The 12584-nt window shown below is 62.7% G+C and carries 6 protein-coding genes and 1 pseudogene; 6 read left to right on the top strand and 1 reads right to left on the bottom strand.

All coding sequences use genetic code 11. The annotated features are described in order from the left end of the window. Nucleotides 1-268: 268 nt before the first annotated feature. The 6 genes from AC07DW_RS31455 (at nucleotide 269) to AC07DW_RS31430 (ending at nucleotide 8026) form a co-directional block, all read left to right on the top strand. Nucleotides 269-1009, top strand: coding sequence for an IS5 family transposase (locus AC07DW_RS31455; RefSeq protein WP_478861067.1), 741 nt, complete (start codon nucleotides 269-271; stop codon nucleotides 1007-1009). 347 nt (nucleotides 1010-1356) lie between these two features. After that, entirely contained in the window at nucleotides 1357-2970 is a 1614-nt protein-coding gene (locus AC07DW_RS31450; protein ID WP_478861066.1) for an aromatic amino acid lyase, read from the top strand. 44 nt (nucleotides 2971-3014) lie between these two features. Next, nucleotides 3015-4448 carry an FAD-binding protein gene (locus AC07DW_RS31445; protein ID WP_478861065.1) on the top strand — a complete coding sequence of 478 codons (1434 nt, stop codon included), beginning with the start codon at nucleotides 3015-3017 and terminating at the stop codon, nucleotides 4446-4448. A 133-nt stretch (nucleotides 4449-4581) separates the two neighbouring features. Next, entirely contained in the window at nucleotides 4582-5604 is a 1023-nt protein-coding gene (locus AC07DW_RS31440; protein ID WP_478861064.1) for a 3-oxoacyl-[acyl-carrier-protein] synthase III C-terminal domain-containing protein, read from the top strand. A gap of 33 nt (nucleotides 5605-5637) precedes the next feature. Continuing rightward, nucleotides 5638-6762, top strand: a complete 1125-nt coding sequence (locus tag AC07DW_RS31435) for an FAD-dependent monooxygenase (RefSeq protein ID WP_478861063.1) — start codon at nucleotides 5638-5640, stop codon at nucleotides 6760-6762. Between the two features lie 181 nt (nucleotides 6763-6943). After that, entirely contained in the window at nucleotides 6944-8026 is a 1083-nt protein-coding gene (locus tag AC07DW_RS31430; protein WP_478861062.1) for a prephenate dehydrogenase, read from the top strand. Nucleotides 8027-9593: 1567 nt separating this feature from the next. Here the strand turns inward: AC07DW_RS31430 and AC07DW_RS31425 are convergent. Further along, nucleotides 9594-11675: pseudogene (locus AC07DW_RS31425) on the bottom strand (RHS repeat-associated core domain-containing protein); the annotation flags it as partial. Nucleotides 11676-12584 lie beyond the last annotated feature (909 nt).

Below are 12584 nucleotides of genomic sequence, written 5' to 3'. Positions count from 1 at the left end.
AGTGCCTGACTGAGAACCGGTGACGGTAAGTGGAGTGGCACGTTCGAGTGGTGTGGCCTGGAATGCGAATGCCTGCAATGACGCCAGAGCTCCCGTAGCAACAGCGGTTACCAAGCCCAACCGTTGTCACAGGAGCCCTGTCATGCCGTTGTACCGTTCCGGACCCGTTGATGCCAACTCGGTTGTCCCGTCTGGTTGTCCGTGCCCGGCATGCCGTTTCGGCCGGGGGGCTGCCGGGCCGGCCCGGCCGGTGCGCTGTCCGTCGGACATGAGCGACGCGGAGTGGCAGGTCACGGAGCCTTTGCTGCCTGTGCCGGCCTGGCGATGGGGCAGGGGCGGCCGGCCTGAAGAGCACTGCCGGCGCAAGGTCGTCGACGCGATCAGGTATGTGGTGGACAACGGATGCAAGTGGCGGGCCCTGCCCGTTAACTTCCCGCCGCACCCCACCGTCTATGCCTTCTTCACCCGCTGGGAACGCGCCCAGTACGTGGATGACCTGCCCAGCGCACTTCGTGACCGGCTTCGCCGGAAGGCGGGTCGTGACCCCGAGCCGAGTGCGGCCGTCATCGATTCGCAGTCGCTGCGTGCCGCCGGGACCGTCGCGTCCGGCAGCCGGGGGTGGGACGCGGGCAAGAAAGTGAATGGCGGCAAGCGGCACATCGCCGTCGACACACTGGGCATGCTGCTGGTGGTGCTGGTGACCGCCGCCTGCGTGCAGGACCGTGACGGCGCCCGCCCGCTCATCTCCCGTCTGCGGCAGATCCACCACCGCATCCTCCTCGTCTGGGCCGGCGGCGGCTACGCGGGCAAGCTCGTGACCTGCGCGAAAGAGCGCTGGAACCTGACCGTCGAGATCGTGAAACGCAGCGACGACGCCCAGGGCTTCGTCGTCCTGCCCGCCGGTGGGCCGTCGAACGGACCCTGTCCTGGATCTGCCGCAGACGACGCTGCGTCCGCGACTACGAACGCCTGCCAGAACATCACGAAGCCATGGTCAAATGGTCAATGATCATCCTCATGACCCGCCGCCTGGCCCGAGGAACAACCCACCCACACACCTCCCCGTGACCGGTTCTCAGTCAGGCACTCAGACACTCGCGCCCCCAGAACACCCAAACTCGTGGTTGTGGGGCAAGTGCATCGGCGTCCGCATCGCCTGCAAGAGAGCCGAGTCCAGCGAGCGGCGGACTCCGGAAACTGACCCTGTACGACACGACCCCACCCTAAAGCTATCGAAGCCGTGCATCAGTACTCGCTGGCACAGCGCGCCCTTGACGAGACCACCTGAGGGCTTGCGCGCCTACGCTGGCCGGCGCAATCTTGAACCAGGAGGGTTCGCGGTTGGCGGAGGTATTAATGATTACTGAGGCCGATGTGAAGCAAACGAAGACCATTCTGCTCAACGGGCATTCTCTTACTCTAGAAGACATAGAAGACACGGCCCGACAGCGAGCCAACGTTCAGCTCGTATTCCCGGAGTCTGCGCGCCATCGCTGCGAGTCGGCAATGCGGCTGAAGCAAAAAATCATCGAGAGCAAACAGCCTATTTACGGTGTCACCACGGGCTTCGGAGACAGCGCCGCCTCTCACATATCCCCGGATAAGGCAACTGATCTGCAACGGAACCTCACTCGCTATCACCTCAACGGAACCGGTCCTGAGAGCGCGGCTGAGGTGGTTCGGGCCACCATGCTGATCAGAGCAAACTGCCTGGCGCGTGGAGTTTCCGGCGTTCGCCCCGAGTTGGTCGACCGCATTTTGCAGTTGCTTTCCGCCGACGTGTTGCCTTCGATTCCGGAACGGGGCTCAGTAGGGGCCAGCGGAGACTTGGTACCCTTGTGCTATATCGCGTCAGTGCTCCAGGGTGAGGGTGCAGTCGTCCATGAGGGGGTACGCACTACATCCGCTGCCGCCCATGCTGCTTTGGGTCTTACTCCTCTTTCGCTACAGGCGAAAGAGGGGTTGGCGCTTATGAACGGTACATCCTTTATGTCAGGATTCGCTACCCTGGCAGCCAGGGATGCATTGCAGCTCTGTCTTGCTTCTGAGACATGTACCGCTATGGCGGTTGAAGTGTTGCTCGGCAACCGAGGACACTATGCACCGTTCTTGCATTCCCAAAAGCCGCACGCCGGGCAAATGGTGAGCGCTCACGCGATTAATGATCTCCTTCTCGACTCCAACCTGGCTATCGATCATTCGGCACTCGTGGGCTCATATAATCCTCTCGGCCGGCAAGAGTTCCAAATCCTCGGCCGCAGGGTGCAAGAGTCCTATTCGGTACGGTGTGCTCCGTACGTCATTGGGATATTGCGGGATACTCTTAGCTGGGTTACCGATTGGCTATCGGTGGAAGTAAACTCGGCCGATGATAATCCTCTTTTCGACGTTGAAAGCTCTGCCGTGTTTAGTGGTGGCAACTTTTATGGCGGATACGTAGGCCAAGCGATGGATGCACTCAAGGTCGCAGCTGCAAATGTCGCTGACCTCCTAGACAGGCAGCTCGAGTTGGTAGTCGACGCCAAGTTCAACAATGGTCTGCCGGCGAATTTGGTGCCACTCGAGACATCTGAGGTTGAGCCGGGTCTTCATCATGGTTACAAGGGTATGCAAATCGCTTGTTCGGCCCTAGCCGCCGAGGCGCTGAAGCACTCGGCGCCGGCCACTATTCACTCTCGATCAACTGAGGCGCACAACCAGGACAAGGTAAGTATGGGAACCATTGCTGCTCGCGATGCTCGCACCGTTATCGAACTACTCATGGAGGTTACTGCCGTGCACCTGCACGCAGTGTGCCAAGGGATAGATCTCCGAGGGGTTGATCTCGCCAGCTCGGCCACCCGCCGCGTGCATTCACTGATCCGCTCGGTAGCTCCTCCAGTCTCAAAGGACCGCCGGATGGACAACGAAATCCATGCCATCGTGGAGATTATTCGTTCCGGCCAGCTACAGGCCGAGATCGAGGACTGATCAACCACTGAGGCAAAATCGGCATGATGCTGAAGGTGCGTGTAATGGAGCAGTCCAATCTGGTTGTAAAGCACCCAGTTCTGATCGTGGGTGGCGGAATTGCTGGGGCGTGGTTAGGATACCGACTGGTGCGTAACGGAGTGAAGGCAGCCGTCATATCTGCAAATGAACAGCTACCTGCCGTTTCTCGTGAGTGGGCCGCTGCGGTGATCGACCGCAAAGCGCTCGAAGCGACTGCTGAGTCAGCGGCTGTGGCATTCGCCGATGCATCCGGCACGCAGAATCCTGAGTATATTCCGCTAATGATCGCCCGTGCCCGGGAAGAATTCGAGGCGCTGAACCGGCTTGTTAAATTCATGGCCCTGGACGACGTCTTAATTCCCAAACATGCCGCTCAAGTTCCCCGTCTAGGAGCAGGGTCCGACGTTGTGGACGTTGTCCTGCAGCACTTCCAAGCTCTCGGGGGTGCCGTTCTCCGCGGACGAGTGACCGAGCTAGTCATGGATGGCACCCGCTGCCTTGGTGTGCGGTATGACTGCGACGGGGAACCCAGAGCAGCGGTATGTGGCCATCTGGTACTCGCGTCCGGCGGCTACTGCGGATTGTTCCGAGATGGGGCAACACGCAGCCGGGGCCGCCTCCTCGGGTCTTACCTTCGTGCTGGTGGTGCCCTGTACAACCTGGAGTTTTTTAACAGGTTTGCACTGGGCGACCTAGCTCACCGCCGCCCCCTCTACCCCTTCGATCTAAAGGGTGCGCAACTCCTGCGTGCGGGTAAGCCCGCGGACGAGCTAAATCGAATTCTCGCCTCTGCCGATGCGCACGACTTGGGGGTGTTCCGCGACTACTGGATCCAGAACTTCGACGTCCCGCACTCTGCAAATCTGGCCGACGGTTCGGTGCCGCTCGGGCCGGTGCGCGGATTCTCGATGGGCGGCATTCTTGCCGCAGCCGAGGGGCCCCGGAATATCGACGCGCTCGGCGAGTGCCGATACGACGTTGTCGTCGACTCGGTGGCCGGGAAGCCCTGGCTTTCCTTCCTCGCCGCCGGCGGTATGATGAGCGAGCATCTCGCAAATGCAGCCAACACTGACACGAACGACTTTGTCGATTTCGGCATCACCGGGCGGCCATCCCTTGCGCCAGATTCTTACTTGCCGGAGCAAATAGAAGTACGCCTTGCATCGTTCCAGGACGGTCATTTCACAGAGGAAGCTGCCGAAAAGTTTACTTCATGGTGCCGTCGGAAGCGAGCCACCCGACGTGGGGTGTTGCCCCGAGCTCCTGAAGATGTTGACCTGCTTGTCCTGGCGGAGGCCTGCACCGCTTCAGCGGCGGCGCGGGCGGAGAGCCGCGGCTTCTTCTACCGCGGGGACTATCCAGTCCCAGACATCAGCTTTGAACATCGGATTACCGAAACTCGCTACGATGCCTCCGCCGACCGTGTGCTGGCGCGGATGCCGTCCATGCCACCTTGAGAGGTACCTCATGAAAGCGTCCCCTGCCAAGCCACGGTTGACGTCGATAGCTGCTGCTCTGCCCGCCCCGCGCTGGTCCACTGAAGAACTCTTGGCCGAAGGGAAAGGGCACCTATCGGACGCTCTTGTTGGCATGCTGCGCACGCTGGGTGTCGAACACAGGCATTCAGTGCTCGCTAACTATCCAGCGGTGCTCTTCAAAGGAGCTGACCCTCAGCTCGCCATTCCGACGGCAGACCTCGCTGTAGAGGCAGCGCAGGAATGCCTTGAGAAGGCGGACGTTCCGGCTGAATCCATAGGGCTTGTACTTGGGGTTACCAGCAGTCCTGGCCGACTCCTTCCGAGCCTCGTTTGCGACATTTTTGCAAAGATGCATCATCTGCCAAGAAGCGCAGCGAACTTGAGTCTTGAATACATGGGATGTTCAGCTATCGCTAAAGCTGTCGAGACCGCTCGTTGGTACCTGGCGTGCGAGCCAGAAAAGCACGTGCTCGTCTGCTTCGGAGACGCAATTACCCCGCTGTCGCCCGAGCTGCCCGGATTCTACTCGCACTTTTCGGAAGTATCACACGAAGCACGGCAAGACACCGTGAATGCAATGCACGGATTTCTCTTCGGCGATGCAGCGGTCGCCATGCTGCTCAGCTCGGAGGGCGCCGGCCCTTCATTCAGTTCAGTGTTTAGCCTGACGAATGACCAGCCGGAGGATGCGGAGCTCGGCACCGTGCCTGACGGCGGCTCAGACATCCCAATTGTACAGGGCCGTCGGCTGTATACACTCAGTCCGGATGTTACCGCGCGCGGGACGCACTACACCTTAACGACAGTCAATTGGCTTCTCTCCTCCCCGGAATGTCCACTGCACACCGCAAGCCAAGCCTCGTGCCTTCTTATCCACACAGGTAGTGCCAGAATTCTTGACAGCCTGAGTGCAGCCTTTGGCGTTTCCAGCAGCAGTCCGAAGATGTCCTCATCCTACGGTGTCCTGCGCGACTACGGGAATACGATTGGTTGCTCGGTACCGCTGATGCTGGCCGAACCTACCCGGCGTGAGGAAGGCGACGCCCTGCTCGTCGCTTTTGGGCTCAGCTTCAGCTGTGGCGCATTCACGATGAGCATCCCTCCAGGTGGCTGGAACCCTGGAGGGTTGACGTGAGAGCCGGTCACTCCTACGCATAAGGAGCTCTCTGTGGCAGCAATATCCTCGGCCCTTGTGGTGGGAGGTGGCCCTTCCGGGGCAGCGGTCGCCACCCTCCTTAGTGAAGGCGGCGTGTCCGTCGACTTGGTAGAGCTCAGGCCTGATCTGAGCGATGCAGGATCTGGAATCACACTGCAGGGGAACGCACTTCGAATCCTCCAACAAGTTGGAGTATGGCCTGACATCGAACGGCAAGGGTTTGCGTTCAATACCCTCGGGCTGCGCGCTGCAGATGAGAAGGCGACAGTGCTGGCGCAAATCGACGACTTGCGGACAGGAGGGCCAGACCTGCCCGCCACGGCAGGTATGAGCCGCGCGCTACTTTCCGAAATCCTCCTGAGGCGAGCCAGATCCGCAGGCGTGTCAGTGCGCATGGAGACGGCATTCAGCAAGCTCACACAGCGTCCTGACAGGGTGAGTGTTCATTTGTCCGATGGAAGCATGAAGCAATACGACCTAGTCATAGGCGCTGATGGAGTTCGATCAAAGGTCCGCCAGGAACTGGGCATTGAATTGCCAACCGTCCGGACTGGTGAAGGTATCTGGAGGGCATTCGTCCCTCGTCCCGAGTCCGTCGTCCAGACCGACCTGTACTACGGGGGGCCGGCCTACATTGCCGGATACTGCCCCGTGAGCGCTGACTCGCTCTACGCATATCTGGTCGAGGCGGCCCGACCCCGGGATCTCAGGCCAAGTGAGAAATTGTCAGTGATACGGGAGTTGGCAAGCCACTATCACGGCCCCTGGGACGAAATCCGCAGAAACCTCATTGACCCGGACGTGATTAATTACACACACTTCTTGGCGCACCTGCTCGATGGCCCATGGCACCGAGGGCGAGTAGTTCTCATCGGCGACGCGGTCCATGCATGCCCTCCTACCGTCGCTCAAGGTGCCGCGATGGCTCTGGAGGACGCTTCCGTCCTGGCGGAGATGTTATTGACAGCTGACACCCTGGGGGAAATGTGGCCGGAGTTTATGAGCCGTCGGTTGGAACGGGTCCGTACGGTAGTGAACGCCTCCCTCCAGCTTTGCGGCTGGCTGCGACGACGTGAACGCGGCGACGTGCCCGGTCTCCTGCGCGAAGTCGCCATACTTGTCGCGCAACCCGCATAGCTTTAGATCACAACAGGCCAGGATGCTTCACACAGCAGCGGTGGAAGTCAGCCAAAGGCGAGTTTGCCCATTGCCGGCACACTGCATAACAGTAGGTGCCACAGCACTGACCTCCCAGCCGCGTAGCTCAGGTCGAGATGTACTCAGGTGTCGCAGGCGGCCTGCGGAAGGGGAGTACGTTGTGAAGACGGCACTTGTCATCGGAACCGGGTTAATCGGTACATCGGCCGGCTTGGCACTCGTCCAACATGGCGTGGCAGTCTACCTTGCCGACCAAAATCCAGCGCAGGCCCATGCAGCGGCGGAGCTGGGCGCCGGTACCAACGAGCTCGCGCAGGGCCCGGTTGACCTAGTGATCGTCGCGGTGCCGCCGGCGCATGTAGCCGACGTGCTTGCCGACGCGATGCACCGTAGCTTGGCCCGTGGCTACCTGGACGTCGCTAGTGTTAAGGGGAACCCGCGCCGTGCCCTTGAGTCACGGAGCCTCGATCTGTCTGCATATATCGGAACCCATCCGATGTCGGGACGCGAAAAGTCAGGGCCTCAAGCTGCGACCGGTGACCTGTTCGAGGGCCGCCCGTGGGTACTTACCCCGACCCCCAGCACCGACGTCGAGGTACTGAACCTGGCGCTAGAGCTGGTCTCGCATTGCGGGGCTTTGCCGGTAGTAATGGACGCTGACCAGCACGACCGCGCGGTTGCCCTCGTTTCCCACATGCCCTACCTGGTTTCTAGCGTCGTTGCGGCACGCCTGGAGCACGCGCCGACAGCTACCGTACGACTATGTGCGCAGGGTATTCAGGATGTAACCCGGATTGCCGCCTCTGGCTCGGGGATGTGGATCGATATCCTTGCCTCAAATGCCGGGCCTGTGGCTGATCTGATCAGTGACGTGGCCGCCGACCTGAGTGACACGGCCAGGGCTTTGCGGGACCTGGAGTCCTCCTGCGAGACCCAGCGTCTTGAAGGGGCCGCCAGGATCCAGGATGTTCTCCGCCGGGCTAAAGCCGGCCGAATCCGAGTGCCCCCCAGACAAGGCTCCGGTCCGCCCGCGTATGAGGTCGTCACCGTCCTCATCGATGACAAGCCCGGGCAATTGGCCCGCGTCTCAGCAGACGCGACTATGGCTGGCGTCAACATTGAGGATGTCTGGATAGAGCACGGGGAGCAGTCCGGCCTAGTGCAGCTCGTGGTTGATCCAAATTCGGCACTGGCATTGACAGCGGCCCTCAGTGAACGCGGCTGGGCGATTCACCGGAATTAGACTAACGACGTCGGGGGAATTGAGATTCGGGCGTGCCGCCTGGCGGTTCGGCTGGGGGCTGGTCAGCGGGCAGTCGCGGGCGGGGAGGAGTTCGGTGTCTCTGGGCGGGTGACCGGCTGGGCGGATGGGTCAGAGACCAGGCGATCGCGAGGTGTGTTTTTCGGTGTAGATGTGGCGGCGTCCGGTGAACCGTCGCAGGGATGGCCACTGGAGGAGCTCGGCGCTGGTGTTCTACGCAGAGCCGCGCCGGGGACTGCCGCCGTCGCGTCTCGTGCGTCGCCTTCGCATGCCTCGTCCTTGGGCTTCTTCGGTGGCGCTGACCTGACCGGGGAACTTCTTGGCCGTCACGCCTGGCCGGTTGCGGAGCTGCCCGGCGATACGCTGGGGGTGGACGGCGGTCTGGTCGTGCGTCCGGCCCGGGCGGCCACGTCGGACAGCAGCATGCTGCCCTGGCCGTCGCTGAACGTGGTGGTGTTGACGGTGTTCTGCCCCGCTTGCCCGAGACGAACTCACGGCGGCACCAGAGGCCCGGCTTGTGGGCGCCTGACCTGGGTTCCGGCTCCGTCGAGCTGTATCATCGCGACTCACGGCTGTAGTACCTGGACGGCGGATGCCTGTCTACGGACGGTGACCGACATCACGAATTCAAATTCAGTACCTGATCTTTGTCAGCACGCAGGGTACCAGTGTGCATCAGGGAAACCATCACCTCGCCCTCGTCGCTCTCTCTCCAGAAGTCGACCCAAGGATTTGCGTTTCCTGTCATCCCGTCGAGTGCTTTCACGACCCCCATTCTGGATCTGAACGCGTTAAGGTAATGGCCAGCGTGTGGTCTGCCTTGGCCGATAGTACGGCTCAGCGTGCTGATCGACATGATGTACGTTGCGCCGTACCCCCTCTTGCGTATGTAATCCCATGCCTCCCTGAGGGGCATATACGGGGTCCATCGGAGCTCGGCTGTGGGGTCGATATGCCGGGAAAAGTCTTTCCTGTAACTGTATACAAAATCCGCTCGCCACATCAAACGGTGATGCTTCAGGTTAGCAAGGCTAAAATCTTCAACGCCCTCCGGAGTGACTGGATCGAGTTCCTTTGCGCCCCTGAGGCGCATATCGCAAACTAATGCGGTTGCAGGGCAATTTGCAGTGCGCCCATTATTTTTCTGGGCGACAAACTGCGCCAGCTTTTCAGCGCTGAAATCGTCCCCCGCCTTGCTTATCCCAGTACCTTCGATGACCATGCCTTTGAGCGAGGACAGGCCCATCAAGCGTACCGCGTATTTGCCAATGGCGGGCAAACTGCTAAGGGCCCCGATGCCGACACCGCCCCACAAGAGCCCGGCACGCGTCTCGGGCGGCAAGAAGCGTTCGGAGTCGTCCGCGATTGCCACTGTTTCCAGGGCCATGCCGGCCACTTCGAGGACCAATCCAGCTAGAACGGACACACCAGCGGCGGCGATGCCGGCTGACGCGACACTAAGAGCAACTCCGACCAGGGTGAACAGAAGCAGTGCAGCAGAGACCGAGAAGCCGACCCAATCCTCGATGGCGGTGGTGCCGGTGGGGTCGGTTTTCATGATGGGGTTGGCGTCGAAGGCCATGTACCGGTTGTGCTGGGGTGCCGGGTCGCGGGTGATGAAGCGGTTTTGGCTGGGATCATAGAGGCGGTTTTTCAGGTATTGGGCACCGGTAGTGGGGTCGCTGTATTCCCCGGCGTAGGTGAAGGGGTTGATGCCCGCGGCTGCGCCTGGGCTGCCGACTGCCGTCGCGGGCGGGGTGGTGTGTGTGGTGGGGGTGGTGTGCTGTCCGTAGTCGGTGTAGTGCCAGGCGGCGTTGATCTGGCCGTCATCGTCTGTGAGGGTGGTGGTGTTGCCGTGGCGGTCGTGGTGGAGGTATCCGCCGCCGGTGGCGTTCGCCGTCTGGGCCGCCCCGGCCGTCTGTCCCTCGGTGGTGGTGAGGGTGCGGGCTTCGCGGGTGGCGGCCTGGAGGTAAGAGGCGGTGACTGTGCTGCCGTTGCCCGCGCCACTGGTGTGGGTGTCGTTGGTGATGATGCCGGTGGCGGGGTCGTAATAGAACCCGGTCACCGTCGCACCGCTATTGCCGCCGGTCCCTTCCCCGGCGGTGGTGGTGGGGGTGGTGGCGGCAGCGCGTGATCCGTCGGCCCAGTAGGTGTAGCGGGTGGTGGTGCCGTCGGGGGTGGTGACGGTGACGGGCTGGTTGTGGGGGTTGTAGGTCCAGGTGTTGCCGCGGTGGTCTTTGATCAGGTTGCCGGCCTGGTCGAATTCCTGGGTTTTCTTCTCGCCGTCGGTGGTGATAACGGTCAGGTGGCCGGCGGGGTCGATGTCGTGTTCGGTGACCGTCTTCTTTCCGCCAGTGTCGTGGCGGGTGGTTTCGGTGCGGGTGATGTCGCCGGAGACGTTCAGGGTGTAGGCAGTCTCGGTGACCGGCTCGCCCTTGTCGTTGCTGATCCTGGAGTGGATGAGGCGGTCGTAGGCGTCGTACCGGTAGGCGGTGGTGGTGGTGGCCTGGCTGGCCGTTCCCTTGCCGTCCCTGACCACCGTGCCGGTGTCGCTGACGGCGGGGCGGGTGTCGGTGCGGGAGGTGAGGTTGCCGTGGGAGTCGTAGGTGTAGGCGGCTTCGGTGACCAGCGACCCGTCCGCCCGCACGGTCTTCTCGGTCCTGACCTGGTGGGCGCCGGTGAACGTGTAGGCGGTGGTGACGCCGTTGCCGCGTTCGGCTTTCTCGGTCCGGCCCAGCCCGTCGTAGGTGTAGGTGACTTCGGCCAGCACCTTCCCGCCGGTGCCGGTCTGCTTCGCCGAGCGCAGGGTCCCGTCGTCGTTATAGCTGTAGCGCGTGCGGGCGTCGGCGGTGTCGGTTGAGGCCACGAGCTGGCCGTGGTTGTCGTATTCCCGGGTGAGGGTTTTGCCGTCGGGGTAGGTGACCCTGGTGACGTGACCGTCTGCATCGTAGGTGTAGGAGATGACGGTGCCGGGCTTGTCGGCGGGGTCGTACACCTCGGTGACGCGGCCGGTGGCCTTGTCGTAGGTGCAGGCGGTCTTCACCGTGGTCCTGCCGTCCGCGGAAACGGTCGCGGTCTCCGCCACACGCCCGGTGGCCGGGTCATAGGCGGTGGTGGTGACCGACCCGTCCGGGTAGGTCACCTTCTGCGCCTCACCCCGCTCGTTGTAAGCGGTGGTGATGACTGCGCCGGTGGGGTCTTTCTCCTCGATGACCCGCCCGGCGCCGTCCCGCTTCAGGATGGTCCCGGACCGTTTCTCCTCACCCGAGCCGAGGGTTTTCACCACCGGCCCGCCGGTCAGGTCCTGCCGGGGTTCGGCGGTGACCTCACCGCCGGGAAACGCCCCGGGCGCGGCCGGGGTGAGGGTTACCTTGTCGGCCGTGCCGCCGGTGCCGTAGGCCAGGCGGGTGGTGACGTCCCCGGCTGTGGATTCCCGTGCCCGGCCTATCCCGTCGAAGGACTGGCTGGCTGCGGGCACGGGGGTATCGTCCGCGTGACGGGTGGAAGAGGCGATGGTGCGGTCGGCGTCGTCCAGTTTCTCGGTGGTGGTGGTCACCGCCCTGGCGGGGTCGGTTTCCCCGGCGGGGAGCAGCGCGGTGGTCCTGGTGTGCGCCACGTCGTCATACGACATGATCTGTGTCATGCCGTTGGGGGCGACGGCCTTGACGGGCCGGCCGAGCAGGTCGTTCGTGGTGACTGTTTTGCGTCCTGCGCTGTCGGTGGTGGTGGCGGTCAGCCCGTCGGGGGAATACTCCACCTTCTGCAGCGCCCGCGCGCCCGGGTCACCGGTAATCTTCCCGTCTTCGACGTTGTCGGTCCTGGCCACGACCCGCCCGAGCAAGTCGCGGGTTTCGGTGGTGACGTGGCCGTCGGGGGTCGTGACGATGGTGGAGGTTGGGGTGTGGGCGGCGGTGGTGGTCAGCCCGTCCGGCCCGGTCTCCCTGATCACCCGCCCCGCGTCGTCATACGTCTTCTTCACCGACCGGCCCGCCGCGTCGATGGTTTCGACGACTTCGCCGGTGGCCAGGTCGGTGATCTGCTTCACCGTGCCCGCCGGGGTGGTGACCGCATCGGTGCGGGTATGGGCGTCTGTGTCGATGCTGGTGGTGTAGGTCTCGGTCAGCTTCTGCGGCCCCTCATCACCCTCCGGACGTCCCCCCTCGGCCCAGGTGAGAGTCTTCGACGCCAGTTCACCGTGCTCATCAGTCTCAAAGCGCGTGACCGTGCGGGCTTTTGGTGTCACCCCCGGCTTGTTCGCCACCGCTTCGGTGGTGGCCGCAACATGCCTGCCATCCGCGGTGAGCGTGTTCCGCGTTTCCGCCATCGTGCCGTCCGCGCCGGTGGTCACCGATTTCACCGCCTGCCCGAAAGGCCCGTACCCGGTCCGGGTCACCGCCCCGGTCACATCCCGCCGCTCCACCTGCCGGCCATGATCATCAAACACGGCCGTCTCGGCCGTGGTGCGCTGACTGCCGCCCGGGCCCAGGTGCGTGACCCGTGCCTCGGCCGGTTTGGCGTAGTTCGCCGGCAAAGCCACCGG

It is taken from the genome of Streptomyces sp. NPDC045701, assembly GCF_056432045.1.
The sequence above is the reverse complement of the archived record's forward strand: the minus strand, read 5'-3'. Positions and strand labels throughout refer to the sequence as shown.